At 50.1% G+C, this 21268-nt stretch carries 16 protein-coding genes; 14 read left to right on the forward strand and 2 right to left on the reverse strand.

The annotated features are described in order from the left end of the window. The first annotated feature begins 565 nt into the window (after window positions 1-565). The 4 genes from LOZ86_RS08460 (at window position 566) to gsiD (ending at window position 5981) form a co-directional block, all read left to right on the forward strand. A complete protein-coding gene (locus tag LOZ86_RS08460) occupies window positions 566-2467 on the forward strand; it encodes a dipeptide ABC transporter ATP-binding protein (protein ID WP_039480113.1) in 1902 nt (633 codons plus the stop codon). A 25-nt stretch (window positions 2468-2492) separates the two neighbouring features. Beyond that, complete coding sequence (gene gsiB, locus LOZ86_RS08465) at window positions 2493-4037, forward strand: glutathione ABC transporter substrate-binding protein GsiB (protein WP_181892708.1); 1545 nt, start codon at window positions 2493-2495, stop codon at window positions 4035-4037. Between the two features lie 108 nt (window positions 4038-4145). Beyond that, window positions 4146-5066, forward strand: coding sequence for a glutathione ABC transporter permease GsiC (gene gsiC / locus LOZ86_RS08470; RefSeq protein ID WP_039480114.1), 921 nt, complete (start codon window positions 4146-4148; stop codon window positions 5064-5066). A 9-nt stretch (window positions 5067-5075) separates the two neighbouring features. Further along, window positions 5076-5981 carry a glutathione ABC transporter permease GsiD gene (gene gsiD / locus LOZ86_RS08475; protein WP_039480116.1) on the forward strand — a complete coding sequence of 302 codons (906 nt, stop codon included), beginning with the start codon at window positions 5076-5078 and terminating at the stop codon, window positions 5979-5981. A gap of 161 nt (window positions 5982-6142) precedes the next feature. On the opposite strand, the gene pepT is transcribed toward gsiD, so the two are convergent. Then, window positions 6143-7372, reverse strand: coding sequence for a peptidase T (gene pepT / locus LOZ86_RS08480; protein WP_039480118.1), 1230 nt, complete (start codon window positions 7370-7372; stop codon window positions 6143-6145). A gap of 173 nt (window positions 7373-7545) precedes the next feature. Between pepT and LOZ86_RS08485 the strand changes: the two genes are divergently transcribed. After that, window positions 7546-9141 carry an ABC transporter substrate-binding protein gene (locus tag LOZ86_RS08485; RefSeq protein WP_039513764.1) on the forward strand — a complete coding sequence of 532 codons (1596 nt, stop codon included), beginning with the start codon at window positions 7546-7548 and terminating at the stop codon, window positions 9139-9141. A gap of 45 nt (window positions 9142-9186) precedes the next feature. On the opposite strand, the gene LOZ86_RS08490 is transcribed toward LOZ86_RS08485, so the two are convergent. Continuing rightward, window positions 9187-9858 carry an epoxyqueuosine reductase QueH gene (locus LOZ86_RS08490; RefSeq protein ID WP_014914935.1) on the reverse strand — a complete coding sequence of 224 codons (672 nt, stop codon included), beginning with the start codon at window positions 9856-9858 and terminating at the stop codon, window positions 9187-9189. A 209-nt stretch (window positions 9859-10067) separates the two neighbouring features. On the opposite strand from LOZ86_RS08490, the gene dusC reads away from it, so the two are divergent. The 9 genes from dusC to pbpG all read left to right on the forward strand — a co-directional run bounded on the left by dusC (window position 10068) and on the right by pbpG (window position 21195). Then, window positions 10068-11000 (forward strand): tRNA dihydrouridine(16) synthase DusC, encoded by a 933-nt coding sequence (gene dusC, locus LOZ86_RS08495; RefSeq protein WP_039513765.1) that lies wholly within the window; start codon window positions 10068-10070, stop codon window positions 10998-11000. Window positions 11001-11313: 313 nt separating this feature from the next. Continuing rightward, window positions 11314-15105 carry a putative adhesin gene (locus LOZ86_RS08500; RefSeq protein ID WP_156890176.1) on the forward strand — a complete coding sequence of 1264 codons (3792 nt, stop codon included), beginning with the start codon at window positions 11314-11316 and terminating at the stop codon, window positions 15103-15105. 146 nt (window positions 15106-15251) lie between these two features. After that, window positions 15252-16664 carry an S-methylmethionine permease gene (gene mmuP / locus LOZ86_RS08505; protein ID WP_039480123.1) on the forward strand — a complete coding sequence of 471 codons (1413 nt, stop codon included), beginning with the start codon at window positions 15252-15254 and terminating at the stop codon, window positions 16662-16664. Further along, entirely contained in the window at window positions 16657-17604 is a 948-nt protein-coding gene (mmuM, locus tag LOZ86_RS08510; RefSeq protein ID WP_039480124.1) for a homocysteine S-methyltransferase, read from the forward strand. Before mmuP ends, mmuM begins: the two co-directional genes overlap by 8 nt. A 16-nt stretch (window positions 17605-17620) precedes the next feature. Continuing rightward, complete coding sequence (locus LOZ86_RS08515) at window positions 17621-18169, forward strand: hypothetical protein (RefSeq protein WP_039480126.1); 549 nt, start codon at window positions 17621-17623, stop codon at window positions 18167-18169. A 397-nt stretch (window positions 18170-18566) separates the two neighbouring features. Further along, window positions 18567-19109 carry a class IV adenylate cyclase gene (cyaB, locus tag LOZ86_RS08520; RefSeq protein ID WP_039480130.1) on the forward strand — a complete coding sequence of 181 codons (543 nt, stop codon included), beginning with the start codon at window positions 18567-18569 and terminating at the stop codon, window positions 19107-19109. Between the two features lie 60 nt (window positions 19110-19169). Continuing rightward, window positions 19170-19526 carry an FMN-binding protein gene (locus LOZ86_RS08525; RefSeq protein ID WP_039480132.1) on the forward strand — a complete coding sequence of 119 codons (357 nt, stop codon included), beginning with the start codon at window positions 19170-19172 and terminating at the stop codon, window positions 19524-19526. A 62-nt stretch (window positions 19527-19588) separates the two neighbouring features. After that, window positions 19589-20098 carry a DUF6622 family protein gene (locus LOZ86_RS08530; RefSeq protein ID WP_039480134.1) on the forward strand — a complete coding sequence of 170 codons (510 nt, stop codon included), beginning with the start codon at window positions 19589-19591 and terminating at the stop codon, window positions 20096-20098. Between the two features lie 149 nt (window positions 20099-20247). Further along, window positions 20248-21195, forward strand: a complete 948-nt coding sequence (pbpG, locus tag LOZ86_RS08535; RefSeq protein ID WP_039480136.1) for a D-alanyl-D-alanine endopeptidase — start codon at window positions 20248-20250, stop codon at window positions 21193-21195. The last annotated feature ends 73 nt before the right edge of the window (window positions 21196-21268 follow it).

Below are 21268 nucleotides of genomic sequence, written 5' to 3' on the forward strand. Positions count from 1 at the left end.
TTCATTAATATGATTTATTTCATCAGTAAGAATCGTGTTCCGGCAACGCGCCGTTCATAGGCGAAAACCCGTTTCCTATGCCAGTATCAATTATGTCAGAGTTCGTAACATGGGTGAATGTACGCAGGTCAAGGAATAGGGCTTTTATACCCGTCATACTTCAAGTTGCATGTGCGTTGGCTGCGTTCAGTCACCCGAATCACTTACCTGAGTAAGCTCATCGGGATGCCTTCTCTTGCCGCCTTCCTGAAACTCGAATTATTTAGGGTATAGCGCATGACTCGTCAGGCATCAAACGACAAGAACGGGGTGCGAAGCGTCACTTTTTTCCCCACAACTCGGCCCATTTCGGGCAAAAGTGGGCGGATTTGCAGGACATATTGCCCCTGATGGCGTGTCTTTATGACAATTAACTTAATGTTATAAAAAGAAATTTTTCACTGTGTCGATTTCAGTTTCCGCTTTACATCATACCTTGCGCTAAATATAGTCGAAAATCGCTGATAATTTGTCCCTGACCGCGTTGCGCTGATTCCAGCCGCATTCATATGGAGATTCGCCGTTCATGTTGCCCACACAGGATCATTATGCCTCGCTATCTTCCCCTGTTCCGGGGCTGATTTTGCCTGAAAAACGGGTGGTGGAGGTGCGCAACCTGAGTGTCTATTTTGAGCAGCAGGGGCAGCGGACCGACGCGGTGCGTAATTTGACGTTCTCTGTCGATCGCGGCGAAACGCTGGCTATCGTCGGAGAATCGGGGTCGGGTAAGTCGGTAACGTCGCTGGCGCTGATGCGGTTGGTTGAGCATGCGGGCGGCGTGATTCACCAAGGCGATATGTTATTTCGCCGTCGCGATGGACAGGTGCTGGATCTCCGCGGTGCCCGCCAGCGTGCGATGCGCATGTTACGCGGTGCGGATCTGGCGATGATTTTCCAGGAGCCGATGACGTCACTGAATCCGGTTTTCCCCGTCGGCGAACAGATTGCCGAGTCGATTCGTTTGCATCAGGGGATGGACAAACGCGCGGCGCGAACAGAAACCTTGCGTATGCTGGAGCTGGTCAGAATACCGGAAGCGCGCAACGTGCTGGATCGCTATCCCCACCAGCTTTCTGGCGGCATGCGCCAGCGGGTGATGATTGCGATGGCGCTCTCCTGCAAGCCGTCGCTGCTCATTGCCGATGAACCGACGACCGCGCTCGATGTCACCATTCAGGCGCAAATTCTGCAACTTATTCGTGTGCTACAGCGTGAAATGGAAATGGCCGTGATTTTCATCACCCATGACATGGGCGTGGTGGCGGAAATGGCCGAGCGTGTACTGGTTATGCACCGTGGGGAAAGCGTCGAAGCGGGGAGCGCTGGGCAGATTTTTACTGCCCCGCAGCATCCGTATACTCAAGGGCTGCTGGCGGCGGTACCGACGTTAGGATCTATGCGTGGTCAACCGTTCCCAGAAAAATTTCCGCTGCTGGATCAACATTCGGGACGTATTGCGGACAATGTCCCGCAGGATACCGTTCCCGCGCAGGCGGAGCCGATCTTACAGGTCAGCAATCTGGTGACGCGTTTTCCCATTCGCAGTGGTTTATTGAACCGCGTAACCCGACAAGTGCATGCGGTGGAAAACGTCAGCTTCGATCTCTGGCCGGGCGAAACGCTCTCGCTGGTCGGCGAATCGGGATGCGGCAAGTCCACCACCAGCCGTGCGTTGCTCCAGTTGGTTGAAAGCCAGAAGGGCGAAATTACCTTTAATGGTCAGCGAATCCATCAACTGAAAGGTGCCGCGTTACAGCACCTGCGGCGTGATATTCAGCTGATTTTTCAGGATCCGTATGCGTCACTGGATCCTCGTTTGACGGTCGGTTTCTCGATTATGGAACCGCTGCTGGTGCATAACATTTGCCGTCGGCAGGAAGCGGAAAAGCGCGTTGAGTGGCTGTTGTCGCGCGTCGGGCTGGAGCCGGAGCACGCCCGACGCTATCCGCATGAATTTTCCGGTGGTCAGCGCCAGCGTGTTTGCATCGCCAGAGCGCTGGCGCTGAACCCTAAAGTGGTGATTGCGGATGAAGCGGTATCCGCGCTGGATGTGTCGATTCAGGCACAAATCATCAACCTGATGCTGGAACTGCAACGTGAATTCGGCATCGCATTTTTGTTTATTTCACATGATATGGCGGTGGTTGAGCGCATTAGCCATCGCGTGGCGGTGATGTATATGGGGCAGATTGTCGAGATCGGCTCACGGCAAGATGTATTCGAGCGGCCTCGGCACCCTTATACCCGCAAGCTGATGTCGGCAGTACCCGTTGCCGATCCCTCACGCCGCCAGCGTGAGCAGGTGCTGCTGGTTGATGAAATACCCAGCCCGATTCGGGCGCTTGGCGATGAGCCGATCACGGCGCCTCTGGTTCAGGTCGGTGAGCGGCACTTTGTTGCGCACCATCCGATAGCCGGCGCGTATTGACAGGGATTCACAAGGAGAACGTAGCATGAGCGTAATGACGATAAAGCGGCGCTGGTTAGTGGCCGCAGGAGTAACCGCTGCGATGGCGGCTTCACCCGTCTGGGCAGCCAAAAATGTGGTTATCGCCGTGGGTTCCACGTTTACCAGCTTGGATCCGTATGATGCCAACGATTCGCTATCGCAGACGGTGGCGAAGTCCTTCTATCAGGGGCTCTTTGGCTTCGATAAAGAGATGAAGCTGGTGAACGTCTTGGCGGATAGCTATGACGTGAGTCCTGATGGCCTGACGTATACCGTCACGCTGCACCCAGATGTCAAATTTCACGATGGATCGGTGTTTAATGCCGCCGCCGTGAAAGTGAATCTGGATCGCGCCAGTAATCCTGACAATCGCCTGAAGCGATATAACCTGTTCAAGATGATCGACAAAACCGAGGCGGTTGACGATCTGACGGTGAAAATTACGCTGAAGACGCCGTTCTCCGCGTTCGTGAATAATCTAGCGCACCCGGCGGCGGTGATGATTTCTCCGGCGGCGTTAAAGCAGTACGGCAAGGAGATTGGTTTCCATCCGGTAGGTACGGGTCCGTACCGTTTTGTGGCCTGGAACCAGACCGACTTTGTCAAAGTTGAGAAATTTAGCGGCTACTGGAAGGCTGGGTTGCCGAAACTGGACAGCATCACCTGGCGTCCGGTCGTCGATAACAATACGCGTGCGGCGCTGTTGCAAACCGGTGAAGCGCAGTTCGCTTATCCGATACCGTTCGAGCAAGCCAAAGTGCTGGAGAAAAATGACAAGCTGGTGCTGGTGGCGTCGCCGTCGATTTTGCACCGCTACATCAGTATGAATGTCACGCAGAAGCCGTTTGATAACCCAAAAGTGCGCGAGGCGCTGAACTACGCGATCAACAAAGAGGCGCTGATTAAAGTGGCGTTCTCCGGCTATGCGACGCCAGCCGAAGGGCCATTGCCGAACAGCATTGATTATTCAGTAAAATATCACCCGTGGCCTTACGATCCAGCCAAAGCGCGCGAGCTGCTGAAAGAAGCGAGCTACCCGGACGGCTTCACCACGACGCTCTGGTCGTCACATAACCACAGTACAGCACAGAAAGTTTTGCAGTTCACGCAGCAACAGCTGGCACAGGTTGGCGTGAAAGTGCAGGTGACCGCGATGGATGCGGGGCAGCGCGCGGCGGAAGTGGAAGGTAAGAGCGTGAAAGAAACGGGCGTTCGCCTGTTCTACACCGGCTGGTCTGCCTCGACGGGCGAAGCGGACTGGGCGCTCTCGCCGCTGTTTGCAACGGCTTCCTGGCCACCCGCGCAGTTCAATACGGCGTTTTACAGCAATCCGCAAGTCGATGCGGATCTGGCGAATGCGCTGAAAACGACGGATCGGACAGAAAAACAGAAGTTGTACAAAGATGCACAGGACAAAATCTGGGCGGATGCGCCGTGGATTTTCCTGGCGACAGAGCGCCTGGTGTCGGCTAACAGTAAAAAACTGACCGGGTTCTACGTGATGCCGGATACCTTATTCAGTTTTGAGGATGCCGATCTAGCGGAGTAATCCGCCGCAAAAGAATGACCAGGGAGTCGGGTAGCCGTGAGGCTGCCCGCAGTGGTCAACACACGTTCACTCATAGGGAGTCCGACGCATGTCTGTGGAAAACTGTTCATGCTGAATTATTTTATCAAACGACTACTGGGACTGATTCCCACGCTCCTGATTGTGATGGTGCTGGTGTTCCTGTTCGTTCATCTGTTACCCGGCGATCCGGCGCGTTTAGCCGCTGGACGGGAAGCGGATGCAGCCGTTATTGAGATGGTCCGGCAGGATTTGGGGTTAGATAAACCGCTGCCGCACCAGTTCTGGCACTTCTTTACCAATGTCCTGCAAGGGGATTTTGGCACGTCGATCGTATCGAAACGCCCCGTCACCGAAGAGATCGCCATGCGCTTTATGCCGACGTTTTGGCTGACGGTGTGCAGCATGGTGTGGGCAGTCATTTTTGGCATGGCGATCGGTATCGTGTCTGCTGTGTGGCGTAACGGCTGGCCGGATAGAATCGGGATGACGCTGGCGGTCTCTGGTCTCTCTTTCCCTGCCTTTGCACTCGGCATGCTGTTAATGCAGGTCTTTTCTGTTGAACTGGGATGGCTGCCAACGGTGGGGGCGGACACCTGGCTGCACTACATTTTGCCCTCGTTGACGCTGGGTGCGGCGGTTGCAGCGGTGATGGCGCGGTTTACCCGTGCATCGTTTGTTGATGTCTTGCAAGAAGATTATATGCGTACTGCGCGGGCAAAGGGCGTGCGCGAATCGCTGGTGGTAGTGAAGCACGGGCTGCGCAATGCGCTGATTCCGGTGGTTACGATGATGGGGCTGCAATTTGGTTTTTTGCTCGGCGGCTCAATCGTCGTGGAGAAGGTCTTCAACTGGCCGGGGCTAGGGCGGCTGCTGGTAGATGCGGTGGAGATGCGCGACTATCCGGTGATTCAGGCCGAGGTGCTGTTGTTTTCACTGGAGTTTATTCTGATCAATCTGCTTGTGGATATGCTGTATGCCGCGATTAACCCAGCCATTCGTTATAAATAAGGAAAGGGAATGAGACACTGGCGACGTAACGCTATGCTGGCGACGCTCCCTGTCATTAGGGATAAATCGGTTCGTACGCCGTGGCGTGAATTTTGGCGGCGCTTTCTTCGGCAGCATGTCGCGGTCACCGCCGGCGTGTTTGTGCTGCTGCTGATTGCGATCGCGTTTCTGGCACCGTACCTGATGCCCTATGATGCCGAGACCTACTTCGATTATGACCGCCTGAATGAAGGCCCGTCGGCGGCACACTGGCTGGGGGTGGATTCATTAGGACGTGATATTTTCAGTCGGATCCTGATGGGGACGCGTATCTCGCTGGCTGCGGGCATTCTCTCGGTGCTGGTCGGGATGATTATCGGCACGACACTCGGTCTGGTGGCGGGCTACTACGAAGGGTGGGCGGACAGGATCATCATGCGCCTATGTGATGTGTTGTTTGCTTTCCCCGGTATTCTGCTGGCGATTGCCGTTGTGGCGATCATGGGCAGCGGGATGGCGAATGTGATTGTCGCCGTCGCGATCTTCAGCATTCCGGCTTTTGCCCGTCTGGTGCGTGGCAATACGCTGGTGCTGAAGCAGCTTACCTATATCGAATCGGCCCGTAGCATTGGTGCCAGTGACCGGACGATCCTCTTTCGGCATATTCTGCCCGGCTCGGTGTCTTCCATCGTTGTGTTTTTCTCAATGCGCATTGGAATGTCGATCATCGCGGCAGCCAGCCTGTCATTCTTAGGACTGGGTGCACAGCCGCCGATGCCGGAATGGGGAGCGATGCTGAATGAAGCGCGGTCGGATATGGTGATTGCCCCGCACGTTGCGATCTTCCCTAGTCTGGCGATCTTTCTGACGGTTTTGGCGTTTAATTTACTGGGAGACGGTCTGCGCGATGCGCTCGACCCGAAATTGAAAAGCTGAATAAAAATGCCACCTGAACCACCAATTCAAAAAGGAATAGGGCCTGATGCCGTCGGCGCTGCGGCTGGCGCAGAAGTAGACCGGAAAAAATAGACGGGCAAACAGTCAGTGAGGCGTTGTTGAGGCGGACGGGTGTCCGCCTCACGCTTTTCTGGGCGCGGTTATTTCGCCGCCAGCAGGCATAAATTCAATGCCACTTCATACGATTTCACAAACGACGGCACAGGAAGAAACTCAAAGCGCGAGTGGAAATTGTGTGCGCCAGTGAAGAAGTTCGGCGTGAGCAACCCTTTGGCAGACAGCGCAGCGCCGTCCGTGCCGCCGCGCATTGGTGTCACTTTGGGTTCAATGCCCAGCGTGTCGAGTGCGGCAAACAGCAGGTCGATAGCGCGGCGATCGTCGGTGATAGCGTTGCTGATATTGCTGTAGATATCGGTGAGGGCGTAGGTCACGCTGCCAGTCGGATACTGCGCGGCAATCTTCTCTGCGATTGCGGCGATCTGCTGCTTACGCTGTTCAAACGTGGCTAAATCAAAATCGCGGATAGACGCTTTGAGCTTCGCTTCATTGGCGTTCGCCGTCAGGTCGTTAAACCAGACATAACCCTCGCGTCCTTCCGTGTGCTCCGGCGTTTGCTGGCGATCGAACTGGCTGATAAAGTCATGTGCCATGAGCAGCGGGTTAACCAGCACGCCTTTCGCCGACATCGGGTGCGCCGGCACACCGGTAAAGCGAATTTCTGCGGAAGCCGCATTGAAGTTCTCATACACCACTTCACCCAGCCCGCAGCAGTCGATGGTGTAGGCAAAATCGACATCGAAGCGTTTGAGATCGAGCGCTTTAGCCCCACGCAGCCCAATCTCTTCATCTGGTACAAAGGCTACCACGATATCGCCGTGCGGCGTCGCATCGGTCAGGTTCTCCATGAGCGTCATGACCACGGTAACGGCAGATTTGTTGTCCGCGCCGAGTACGCTGGTGCCGTCGCTAAAAATAATGTCCTGCCCAGCATACGGCAGAATTTCTGGGTGTTCCGTCGTGCGTAGCCAGATGTCCTGTTCGGCATTCAGACACAGGTCTTCACCGGTAAAACGCAGCGTTTGCGGGTGAATATGCGGCGACAGACCGACGTCAACCGTATCGATATGAGTAATAAAACCGATACGCGGTGCGGACGGACAGTTACCCGGCTTCACGGCCGTCACGGTGGCGTGCTCATCAATCACCACATCCTGTAGGCCCAGCGCGCGCAGCTCGTCTGCCAGCAATCGCGCCATTTCATGCTGTTCCGGTGTGCTAGGCAACGTTGTCGAACGGGCATCGCTTTGGCTGGTGACGGCGAGGTAACGGTAAAAACGCGTGCTGAGCTGATGAGCCAAACGGTCTGTCATAATGAATCCTTTTTATTCAGTAATAGCTATGACAGTTATCCTAACGTAGAAATTATTTCATTCGGTGGTTTTATTTGTCATTTTATTGTCATGGCTTTTCTCTTTCAGGCAGGGGACGTCAGAAAGCAAACGCACTAAATGGGACATGAATAACACTACAAGCGAGGACTGGAATGAAAAAAGCAGGAATACGATTGACTCTGGCAGCGTTGACGCTGGCGGTCGCCTCAGCGGCCTCGGCGAATACGCTGGTGTACTGCTCTGAAGGATCGCCGGAAAACTTTAACCCGCAGCTTTACACCTCTGGCACCAGCGTGGATGCCAGCGCCGTGCCGATTTATAACCGTCTGGTGGATTTCAAAGTTGGCACCACGGAGCTGGTGCCGAGTCTGGCGGAGCGTTGGGACGTCAGTGCTGATGGGCGTGTCTATACCTTCCATTTGCGCAAAGGCGTGAAATTCCAGAGCAATAAATACTTCAAACCTTCGCGTGATTTTACCGCCGACGACGTTATTTTCTCCTTCATGCGGCAAAAAGATCCGCAGCACCCTTACCACAGCGTCTCGAAAGGGACCTATGCCAATTTTGAAAGCTTGTCCTTTGGCTCGCTGATTCAGAGCATCGAGAAAGTGGATGACCACACGGTGCGCTTTACGCTCTCCCATGCGGAAGCCCCGTTTCTGGCCGATTTAGCCTGGTACTTCGCGTCTATTCTCTCTGCGGAATATGCGGATGCGATGCTCAAAGCTGGGACGCCAGAGCGTGTGGACATGGATCCGATTGGCACCGGACCGTTTGAATTAGCACAATATCAGAAGGATTCTCGCATCCTGTTTAAAGCGTTTCCCGACTATTGGGAAGGCAAGGCCAAACTGGATCGGCTGATTTTCACCATCACGCCGGATGCCTCCGTGCGATACGCCAAGCTGGAGAAGAATGAGTGTCAGGTGATGCCGTTCCCTAATCCCGCCGATCTGCCGCGTATGAAAGAAAACAAGGACATCGTGCTGATGCAAAAGGCCGGACTGAACACCGGCTTCCTGTCGTTCAATACTCAGAAAGCACCGACGGATAATGTGAAAGTGCGGCAGGCGTTAACGATGGCGATTAACAAGCCAGCGATTATCGAAGCTGTTTTCCAGGGAACCGGAACGGCGGCGAAAAACCTGCTGCCGCCGGGTGTCTGGAGTGCCGATAGCGATCTGAAAGATTATGACTACGATCCTGAGAAGGCAAAGGCGTTACTGAAAGAAGCCGGTTTGGCGGAGGGCACCGCTATCGAACTGTGGGCGATGCCAGTACAGCGCCCGTATAACCCGAACGCTCGCCGCATGTCGGAGATGATTCAGGCTGACTGGGCGAACGTCGGTGTGCAGGCCAAAATTGTCACCTTTGAGTGGGGCGAATACCTGAAAAGGGTGAAAGGCGGTGAACATCAAGCGGCACTGATGGGCTGGACAACGGCAACGGGCGATCCTGATAACTTCTTCGGGCCGCTCTTTACCTGTACAGCGGCCAACGGCGGATCCAACTCGGCAAAATGGTGTTATGCGCCGTTTGATAAAATCATTATCGAAGCGCGCGCTTCACAGGATCACGAGCAGCGTATTGCGTTATACAAGCAGGCACAGCAGATGATGCACGATCAGGCGCCGGCCGTCATGATTGCGCACTCCACGCTCTCTATTCCGGTACGAAAGGAAGTGATCGGGTATGAAGTTGACCCGTTCGATAAGCATATTTTTTACCAGGTAGACGTGAAGAAGTAAGACGCAGAAGTCCGGCCCGCTGTGCCGGACTCAAGTGTGGCGTGGTTACTCAGTTTCATCGCCGTAATACAGCTTACCGATGCGGATAATATCGCGCCCCTGTGATTTGCGATGCTTATTGGAATCGCGCAGGGAATAAATGCAGCCGCAATACTCCTGTTGATAGAAACGTTCGCGTTTGCTGATTTCGATCATGCGTGACGAGCCGCCGCCTTTGCGCCAGTTGTAATCCCAATAGGTGATGCCGGGATATTTCTGCGCAGCGTTCTGTCCGCATTCGGTAATCTGCTGCATGTTTTTCCAGCGTGAAATCCCCAGCGAACTGGAAATGACGCTAAAACCGTTTTCTGCGGCGTACAGCGCTGTGCGCTCGAAGCGCATATCAAAACACATGGTGCAGCGAATACCGCGTTCCGGTTCCCATTCCATGCCTTTAGCGCGCTCGAACCAGTTATCCGTATCGTAATCCGCATCGATGAAAGGCACGTTATGCTGTTCGGCGAAACGGATATTCTCTTCTTTGCGGATCAGGTATTCACGCTGCGGGTGGATGTTGGGGTTATAAAAGAAAATGGTGTAGTCGATGCCAGAAGCGGTGATGGCTTCCATGACTTCACCTGAGCAGGGCGCGCAGCAGGAATGCAGCAGCAGTTTGTCTGCGCTGTTGGGCAATGAAAGCTGCGGACGTTTAAATTCTGCGGTTTTGACATTCGACATAAAAAATAGCCACTTCGTTGTGGTCCGTCAGGACGGTGTCGGTACAAATTCGTCACGAATTATTGATGATATGTTCACAAGAGGCAACCTCATGGCCCGCCCTGCGTTATCTTTCCCGTTGCGTTCCCCGTACAATACCCCCTAAGATTGCCTGCTTTTTTTGGCCTGAATGGCTGTGATTAACGATCGAATGGTTACCGAGTAGCGTTATGCGTGTTCTTCTTGCCCCGATGGAAGGGGTTCTCGACTCATTAGTGCGAGAACTGCTGACTGAAGTAAATGATTATGACCTGTGCATCACCGAATTTTTACGCGTGGTGGATCAGTGTCTGCCGGTTAAATCCTTTTATCGCCTTTGCCCGGAGCTACACCATGCCAGCCGCACGCCGTCAGGCACGTTGGTACGTGTTCAGCTACTGGGGCAATATCCACAGTGGCTGGCGGAAAATGCGGCGCGAGCGGTCGAACTGGGCTCGTATGGTGTCGATCTTAACTGCGGCTGCCCGTCGAAGCTGGTGAACGGCAGCGGAGGCGGAGCGACGCTGTTAAAAGATCCTGAACTGATTTATCGGGGCGCAAAAGCGATGCGTGAGGCGGTGCCCGCACACTTGCCGGTTACGGTGAAAATCCGGTTAGGCTGGGATTCCGGCGCTCGCCAGTTTGAAATTGCCGATGCGGTGCAGCAGGCGGGTGCAACTGAACTGGCCGTACATGGCCGCACGAAGGAAGACGGTTATAAAGCCGAATGCATTAACTGGCAGGCAATAGGGGAAATCCGCCAGCGATTGCGGATTCCGGTGATCGCCAACGGCGAAATCTGGGACTGGCAGAGCGCGCAGGACTGTATGGCGACAACGGGCTGCGACGCTATCATGCTGGGGCGAGGCGCGCTGAATGTACCGAACCTGAGCCGTGTGATTAAGTATAATGAATCGCGTATGCCGTGGCCGGAGGTCATGTTGCTGCTACAAAAATATGTCCAGTTGGAAAAGCAGGGTGACACTGGGATGTATCACGTCGCGCGCATCAAACAGTGGCTCGGCTATTTGCGTAAAGAGTACGACGATGCCACCGAGTTATTTAGCGAAATCCGTACCTTGAAGACCTCGGCGGACATCGCCCGTGTGGTTGGTGAGGGCTGACCGGCACAGTCCTGGAAAGGTCTGGTTTTCAAATTGTACTGGTCTAAGACTGCCTCCGGTCCATCTCTAGTGTATCCCAGACGAGCTGGTTTTTATGCTGTATACCGATAAGTCATCAGCTCGGTATTCCATAATGTAGCTTTGCGTTCAGAAAAAGCTCGAGCTATTACAGTAATTAATTTTCATCCACAACTTCGAAGATAAATTGTTTTTTGAAAACATTATCAAACCTTATTTGGATAAAATACCCTGCCAGGCTACATTTTGTAGGTATATATAATACAATTAGAATAATGTAATATAGAAAACAGCCATGCCAAAAATTATTTCAACTTATTATCAACACCGACAGTCTATTGGTCATCATACTTATTGGAATGATAGAAAACAAAGCAGTCAGCAACAGTTCAATACAGTATTAAAAAAGATAGCAAGCAGGCCAGGTCTACATACTGGTAATGTCCATAGACAAAACACCGCACAAGCCATGGTAGGTTTACTTTCGATATTGAGTTCAGTACAAATCAGTGGTGCAAACTTAGGAAGTAGGCAAAATAGAAATAATGAACTTGTTATTGATTATCCTGTTGATAAAAAACCAGAACACTTCAGCTTTAGCCTAAATAATGGAAGTTTATCAATTCCCCATCCTATTAATTTAAGAAAAATTGATTTTTTTAGAGAATTACCTCCTCCGTCAAATATAACAAAAAGAAGTATTCTTTATTCAGATGATATACCTTTTAAAATTCTAAAGGCTATAAATAATTTTAACGGTAACTACCAACTCAGAAATACATTCGATATTTTGTTTCGATTGTCCCGCAATTCGCCTGAATATAGGTATGCTGTAAAAGAAACAAAGGGGTTATTTCTTTTGATGAAATTTATTCAAATGATGAAAATTTTTGTCATAAAAAATGAAAGCATAAAAAATAATGTATTTAATGAAGGGAGGGATATGTTAGATGCATTGATGAATATTGCAAGTGAAATTAATAACCCTCATGGAAAAACTATTTTTGATAAATTCAATGATAAATACATGTCTGAAGCGGCAGTTATAAGAATGATGGATTTACCTGATTCGATAATAAATAAAATTTCTCAGGGGAAACGATTTGATAGTGAATTGATTTATTTTTCAAATGATGAGAAAGATAAAATTATTTTTAGGATGAAACTGCATTTATTAAATAATTTTTTATCAAAAAATAGCCAGATAAATTACAGAATGACATCGTTTGAACAAGTGAATTCTATGATTGACTATATTTCTGGTGAGGGCAATGAAAATAAAATGGATATGATAGTAAATATTTTGTTGGAGCCAGTAAGTATATATGAAAGGATTGAAATAAATCCAATTTCAGAAGCTGGGAAAATGGCTGCCATTTCAGATTTTTTGAATTATAGTATTTTAAACATGTCATTATACTCTTGGTGTGTAAGTAGAATAAAAAATATGAGAGATAATGGGCGTAAGATATTTAATTATGGAAATGTTGAAAATAAACTTATTCATCTTATTAACACTAAGTCAAATAAAGTTAAACTTTCTGACATGGCTCGTGTTTATTATAAAAATAATGTGCTTGGGAAATTAATGCCAACATTGATGTTGCCATTATCATCAGCAGAACGTAAAAAAATGAAGAGAATGGATTTTCTTCAACCGCAATGGGGGTTCGTGCATGCTGGTGCTATGTTATTGAATGCTTTTTCCGTCGATGTTAAAAATTTAATATTGGCAGACTTTGAAGATGTCGGCATGGCATTGGATCTCCTTATTCGTAATAAAATAGTGCCTCAGGAATATATCCTCTATTTTGAGTTGCCCGCCCTTTTATATTATTTTAGTCTTGATGATAGGCAACAAAATCTATCAAATATGAATGAGGGCGATATAAATAAAATATTCATTTCCTATTTTGAAAATACAAGTAATTGGATGGAAAGTAATAATCCTTATACCCAGCTCAATAATCAGGCTAATGGTTGGAAGTCAAGAACGGAACTTGCCATAGAATTACTGAAAAATCATAATGTTAATGAAGGGAGGCTTTCTGACTATCTCAATGCACACGAAAAATTAACAGTTATTACTGATGGAAACTATATTACACTTCCGAATGTAATTACACTTCCGAATATAGACGAGATTTTTAATAAGCAAAATAATGATCTGGCTGATGCCTCATGTAACGTTGATAAATTGCAGTTGTTGAATTTATTTAACTCCTCATTTAGTGAGGAAGATATTTATTTTATTCAACAATCATCAGTAGTTAGCGTTGCGGTTGAATTTAACGCCCGAGAAAGTATTTATAGTGCTGCACTTCCACCTAGTGCAAGAATAGGAATACAAAATGCGCACGCACTGATTTATAGTATGCCTGATCATACTGATTTTTTCCAGTGTAAACTGAATGACGAAAAACGTATTTATGCTTTGGCGTTTTCTAACAAGACTGGGTCGTACCAACTAAAACGTGTCGATTATAATAGGGAAGAGATGCTTTCTTTATTGGATGATAGTTCTGTACCACGTAGAGATAAGGATTACAAACTTAAAGTTTATCCACAGAAAATGTTAAAAAAGGAAGGCGAACCCATTCGAGAAATAATTAATAATTTAGCAGAATCTCATCGTAATAAAATCTTTGCTGAGCTGTATAATAAAGGTTATGACAAAACTTTTAATGAAAAAATGGGTGATTTCTTACTCAGCCTTATACCTTTTTATAGCTGTATTTCTGAGAGCATAAAAGGTAATGAGAAGGAGGCTATCCCTGCATGTATTATTGATATTATAAGTTTCATTCCATTTTTCGGCCAAGTTACCCGAGTGGGGGCCAAGTTTAGCCTTTCATTCGGAAAATATACTTTTCTTTCTCTGAAATATGGGGCGCGGCAGGCGACGCTTAGTGGAATGTTGAAGCAGACGGCTGAAAAAATGTCTATCTATGCCCCTTCAGTTGCGAAAAATATCTCACCTCAGGTTGTTCGTAACTTGGGGGTGGGTTTTTTACGCAGTATAGATCCTGGTTTTGAATTATTAGAATTAGGTGGAAAAGCAGGAATTCATGCGATGGAAAAAGTGTTTCCAAGGTGGACGGATAAATCACCCGGTATGGTTCGACTCACCAATGCTCTAAAGAAAAATAAGGGGAAATCTGGAGATATATTCAGTGAGAATAATGTTGTACATAGTAACTTAAATGGAGGTGTGGCGATTAAAGAATCTATCCTCCAAGGAGGATTTATTAAACGTGAGATTGGTGATGGTTATTATATTCAATATTATACAAAGCCAATGGAAAATGAAGTGGGCAGTAAAGTTCTCGTTATTTCTGCTCATGGCGGATTTATTACGAGTGATACTATCGCCCCTGTGGTTGTGTTGCCTTCAGATATCACGATTAAAATGTTAACACCACATGGTACCTATCTTGAAGATCCTGGATTAGCTACTGTCGTTAATAGAAAGAGTGACTTTACCGCTTATGCTACATTTACACATGGTAAGCTTACTGATGTGAAATTTACACCGCAAACTGAGAATAAAGAGTGGTTGGACGTTGATGGTTATGACCCAAATAATATAATTAATACACAGGGGCGAGAAGAAGGTTTACAAAATTATCGTCATTACAGATATGAAAACGAAAGCGATGAACACATTAGTAACGTGTTAATCGATAATCGTGATCTTGCTAAAAATGGAAAGGCGGAATTGACGGATATCATTACGGTAAGCAATCGTATAAGCGATATCGGAGATACATCGCTAAAAGAAGCCAGTGTTCAGAAAATTATTGATTTAGATAAATCGGGTAAATTAGTGAATGGGAATGGTGAACGTTATAAGACTATCATTTTTTCTCATTGCCGTAATGATTTTCTAAAATCAGATAAGGCAATTTCGACCTATAAAATCGAGCCTCTTCAAACAGATACCTCACAATCGAAAGGTGCAAAAATTAGTAACGTTGAAGTAACTGTCTTATCTCGCAACGATGCCACTTTGCCGTTTACGATAAAACACTACTCTGTTGGCCGTTTTTTATTTAAAGAGGTAATGCCATTCTCTGAGAACCAATAATCTCCTAAAAAGTTGTACATCGGTAACGAATGATAGCCGTTCAGGTTTTATCACTCGCCGCCAGCCTGTACTTTACTTTACGAATCGGTTGACGGTATAACACTCCATCTATCTGGAAGTTTAGACGTCTATAACGAAAGGTCATCATGGAACAACACGCATCAGGCACGGAAGGGCAGTTTAAGCGCACTATGAAAGCTCGCCATTTGGTGATGCTTTCGCTCGGTGGCGTCATCGGTACTGGCCTGTTTTTCAATACGGGCTACATTATTTCAACGACGGGCGCGGCCGGAACGCTATTGGCGTATCTGATCGGCGCGCTGGTGGTGTATCTGGTGATGCTGAGTCTGGGTGAGCTGTCCGTCGCCATGCCGGAAACCGGGGCGTTCCATGTGTATGCTTCCCGCTATCTCAGCCCGGCTACGGGTTATACCGTGGCGTGGCTGTATTGGCTGACGTGGACGGTTGCGCTAGGTTCCAGCCTGACTGCTGCCGGTTTTTGCATGCAGTATTGGTTCCCACAGGTGCCGGTCTGGACCTGGTGTCTGCTGTTTTGTGTGCTGATCTATCTGCTGAATATCGTGTCGTCCCGCTTCTTTGCTGAAGGGGAATTTTGGTTCTCTATCGTTAAAGTCGTCACGATTCTCGCTTTTATCGTGCTCGGTGCTGGCGCGATGTTTGGCTTTATTCCGATGCAGGACGGTTCACCTGCGCCGTTCTTCCAGAACATTACCGCGTCTGGCTGGCTCCCATACGGTGGCCTGCCAATATTGATGACGATGGTGGCGGTGAACTTCGCCTTCTCCGGTACGGAGCTGATCGGCATCGCGGCTGGCGAAACCGAGAATCCGCAGAAGGTCGTGCCGATGGCGATTCGTACTACTGTCGCGCGACTGGTGATCTTCTTTCTGGGCACGGTGCTGGTGCTGGCGGCACTCATTCCGATGGAAGAGGCTGGTATCGCTAAAAGCCCGTTTGTGCTGGTGTTTGAAAAGATTGGTATTCCTTACGCCGCCGACATTTTTAATTTCGTGATTTTGACGGCGATCCTGTCCGCCGCTAACTCGGGGCTTTATGCCTCGGGGCGTATGCTGTGGTCGCTGTCCAACGAAGGGACGCTGCCGCGCCGTTTTTCTCGTCTGACGCGCCGTGGCATTCCGCTTTTTGCGATCTCCATCAGTATGCTGGGCGGGCTGTTGGCGCTGTTTTCCAGCGTGGTCGCGCCGGATACCGTCTATGTGGCGCTGTCCGCGATTTCCGGTTTTGCTGTGGTGGCGGTGTGGTTAAGCATCTGCGCCTCGCACTATATGTTCCGCCGTCATCATGTCCGCTCGGGAAAACCGCTTTCCGACCTTCAATATCGCGCCCCTTGGTTCCCCATCACGCCGATTCTTGGCTTCCTGCTGTGTCTGCTGGCCTGCGTCGGGCTGGCGTTTGACCCAAGCCAGCGGATTGCGCTGTGGTGTGGAATTCCGTTTGTCGCGCTGTGCTATGGTGCTTATTATTTCACGCAGTCAATGAAGAAACGTAGATTAACGGGAGCGGAAGACATTGCGTAAGAATACGGTTACCGAAATGCTGGCGACGGCATCAACGATTGTGCTGGACGGTGCGTTGGCGACCGAACTGGAAGCGCGCGGCTGTGATTTAACGGATCCGCTGTGGTCGGCGAAAGTGCTGGTTGAAAATCCGGCGCTGATTTATCAGGTGCATCTCGATTATTTCAAGGCGGGGGCACAGTGTGCGATTACGGCCAGCTATCAGGCGACGCCGCAAGGATTTGAGGCGCGCGGGTATAGCGAAGCGGAGTCACTGGCGCTGATTGCCAAGAGCGTCCAGTTGGCGGCGCAGGCGCGGGATGATTACCGTCGCGATAATCCGCAAGCTGGGACGCTGCTGGTGGCGGGGTCGGTGGGGCCGTACGGTGCCTATTTGGCGGATGGTTCGGAGTATCGTGGCGATTACCAACTGCCGCAGGCCGAGATGATGGCGTTTCATCGGCTGCGTATCGCGGCGCTGCATGAAGCGGGTGCCGATCTGTTGGCCTGCGAGACGCTGCCGTCTTTTGCCGAAATAGAGGCGCTGATTGCGTTACTGGCCGAGTTCCCTCAGGCGGAGGCCTGGTTCTCCTTCACATTGCGTGACAGCGAACACCTCAGCGACGGCACGCCATTGCGCACCGTGCTGGCGCGGGTCAACGCCTGTTCGCAGGTGGTCGCTGTGGGTATCAACTGCATTGCGCTGGAAAACGTGACGCCAGCGCTGACGCACCTGTCGTCGCTGACGGATTTGCCGTTGGTGGTTTATCCCAATTCCGGCGAGCAGTATGATGCGGTAACGAAAACCTGGAGCAACGCCCACGATGACGCCTGCTCGCTGACCGCCTATTTGCCCGAGTGGCAGGCAGCAGGTGCACGTCTGATTGGTGGCTGTTGCCGAACCACGCCCGCTGATATCGCCGGTATTGCACGCTGCTGTCAGCATGAGGGTCAGCACTAAATAAGGGGATGCCGTGATGGAAAATGATGTGAACCTGCAACAGGCATATTCGCTTGCCAGACAGCGTGTCGCGCCGGGTGTGCCGGTAACGGTGCTGTACATTGGCGAACAGCAGACGACGGTTGTCTGCGGAACGGCGTCACAACCGTCGGCAACCCTGCAATTGACCATCGGTTTTGACAAAACGGCGTCGGCGTTTTTCAAGCATCTTCCCCCCACGCCGGCCGAAATGGAGCGGGCGATCATGGCGGTAGAGGATGAAGTGACGCGTATTCGCCACGACATTCCTGCGGATTCCGTTCTGTTTTCTTTCGACCCCGCATTGGTGGCCCTCGCACAGATTTCGGGAGCAGAAGAAGAGGAAGCAGGCTGGCGTTTACCGCAAGATGACATGGAACGGACATTTAAACGTCTGGAACGCGTCATGCAGGGGAGCCCAGCAAGCTGGGAGGGGATCCCGCTAGAGAACGCTTTCTCCGCCCGATTGCTGATTTTTCGTGAGTTTATGCACCATCACGGCTTCGATTCTGCACTGATTTTGCTATTACCAGCAGTTGCTGCGTGAAGAACTAGCGGTTTTCCTCTTCTCAGCTACTATTAACGGCGGTCAGCGTCCAGCAAGGATTCTGACCGCATTTTTTTGCTGGGAAATCGCCGATAGCATTCATCTACAGATATTCATTGCCAGGAAATTGCACTCGGGATATCTGACGTTGTAAGGTAATAACACGGCATGATTATCGAGGTCATGCCATCGCAGTGCCAGGATGTGACAGGACGTAGGGTGTTAATCAAGGAGGATGAGAGGACGGCCATTGGGCCATATTATGTTACCTGTATGATCTATTTTACGGATGACCGAATCATTATTATCTTGAATTTCCGTATTCAGCGTAATAAAGCGCTGATCGATATTGCGGAGAGTCAATTTTATTTCAGGGAATCCAGTGAGGGGAAAGAACATGGTTGAACATTTCACAGGGAAATATGAAGTTGAACTTAAATTTCGCATCGACGATATAGCCGTTTTTAGGAATACGCTTTTTAGCCTTCATCCCGAGGCTTTCGTCTTTGAAAATAAAGAACATGATGTTTATTACGATGATGCAGAGAATCGCCTGCGACAGCAAAATATCAAAATGCTGGTGCGCCGCATGGAACCATCGGGCATTAAGCTCTGGATTGTGAAAGGGCCGGGCGTCGATCGCTGTGAAGCGGTTAACGTTGAAGGCTTTGAAAAAACCGACAGCATGTTACAGACGTTGGGGTATCAACCTCTTTTTGAAATTCATAAAATCCGCAGCATCTACTTTTTAAACGCCTTCCATATTACGCTCGACTATATTGAATCACTGGGTTATTTCGTCGAAATATCAGTGATGACCGATGATGAAACCCAGTTGAAAGCACTCAGAGAACGGTGTATAGAGTGTGCGCTACGGCTTCAATTGCCATTGGATAATATTGAAACGAAATCTTATTATCAATTATTAGGCTTTAATTAATTGTTCTTTTCTGGTTATTGAATTGTTGTTTTTATTGTTCTATTTGCACACGGGGAAATGATGAAAAAATCTATTTCGGCGGCGCTGGCCACGTTAGTGATGGCGTTCTCTCTGTCCGTTCATGGCAGCGATGGGGTGCACTATAAAGACGGTGCCTACATCGGTAAAGCGCAGGGGAAGGCGGCAGAGGTTGAGGTCACGGTCAGCATTAAAGACGGGAAGATCGCCAATGCTGAAGTGTTGAAGCATGGCGATACGGAAGCGATGATGCTGAGCGCGACGGATCAGATTGTGCCGGAACTTATTGAGAAGCAGGACATTAACAAGGTGGATGCGGTAACGGGGGCAACGTTATCGAGCCAGGGCGTGATTAATGCGGTGAAACAGGCCCTGGAACAGGCCAAAGTCACACCGTAGTCACACCGATTTTTGGTTATCACCGTTGATGAAGGCCTGAGTGATTAAGGAGTCGTACTGCCGTGGAAAACCTGCTGATGATTCTGCGTCACACGCCTTATTGGGTGTGGATCGTGTTGGGTTACCTGATTTATGCCGGCGTAAAAGCCAGCCAGCCACGGCAGCAATCGCTGGCACGGATGTTAGTTGTGCCGACCATTTTCATGGTGTGGGGCATCAGCGCGATTTTTCATACGCTGCGGCTCCCGCTTGCGGCGGCGGGAGGATTTCTGCTGGCGTTGATCATCGGGCTAGGCATCGGATGGGCGTGGGGGAAAACGTCAGGAACCTACTTGCCGGAATCGCGCCATTTTCAACGCACCGGTTCGTGGTGGTCGCTGGTCTTGATGCTGCTGACGTTTTGTTCTCACTTTTACTTTTCCGTCCAGTTGGCTCTGTTTCCCGCGTTGGCGCATGACCCTGTATTCTGCCTGCTGTCCGGCGCGGCAAGTGGGATTACTGCGGGGATATTCAGCGGCGTCAGTCTGCGTTTGCTCAACCACATGCGCAAAATAAGACCGTCTCTGACGTAACATGATAAAAAACAGTAGGTTGCTCAAACCGTCTGTCAACATTTGTCACAAAGCTTTTCTGCTGTATGAGTGCGCAGGGAAGGGCGGTAAATTATAATGCCGATGCCCATCCCTTTTATTTAACAGAATACTGTTTAAGTTATTGAAGAATGACTAAAAATTTTAAGCTTTCTCTTTTTGGCCTGTTGGTGCTATCAACCCATGCTGTGATGTTGCCTCAGGCTGTGGCGAAAGCGCCGACGTACTCCGCTGGCACTGCGCATCAGGAAATTGCTTCCGGTAGCGCCATGGTGGTGGATCTGCGTGATAACCACATCCTTTATTCCAGCAATCCTGATGTGGTGGTGCCGATTGCTTCGGTGACGAAACTGATGACGGCGCTGGTGGTGCTGGATGCCAATCAACCGCTGGATGAAATCATCTCTGTCGATATCAGCCAGACGAAAGAAATGAAAGGGGTCTACTCGCGCGTTCGTCTGAACAGTGAGATCAGTCGCCGTGACATGCTGCTACTGGCGCTGATGTCTTCAGAAAACCGCGCGGCGGCCAGTCTGGCGCACCACTATCCGGGCGGCTATCAGGCGTTTATCCGCGCGATGAATGCTAAAGCCCGTGCGTTGGGGATGGCCCACACGCGCTATGTGGAGCCGACCGGGCTGTCCATCAATAATGTCTCGACTGCCCGCGATCTCACCAAACTCCTGATTGCCAGCAAGCAATATCCGCTGCTGGGCCAGTTGAGTACCACTCAGGAGAAAACGGCGACGTTCTCCCACCCAGCGTACAGCCAGCCGTTCAGAAACACGAACCATCTGGTCTATAAAGAGGACTGGAGCATTCAGCTTACTAAAACGGGCTTCACGAATCAGGCAGGGCACTGTCTGGTGATGCGTACGGTCATTAATCAGCGGCCTGTTGCGCTGGTGGTGTTGGATGCCTTCGGTAAATACACGCACTTTGCGGATGCTAACCGCCTGCGTAAGTGGATTGAAACCGGTAAGGTCAGCGAGGTGCCTGCCGCCGCGTTGAGCTATAAGAAACAAAAATCACTGGCTTCTCGCCAACCGCAGAGCATGGCGAGTATCGAAACCGAATAATCAGTATTCCCCTTCCTGATGGTTTGGAAGGGGATGTCTTGACGGTGGCTGAACGGGCCACCGCTTGACGGGC

The organism is Pectobacterium parvum (assembly GCF_020971565.1).
Classification (GTDB): domain Bacteria; phylum Pseudomonadota; class Gammaproteobacteria; order Enterobacterales; family Enterobacteriaceae; genus Pectobacterium; species Pectobacterium polare.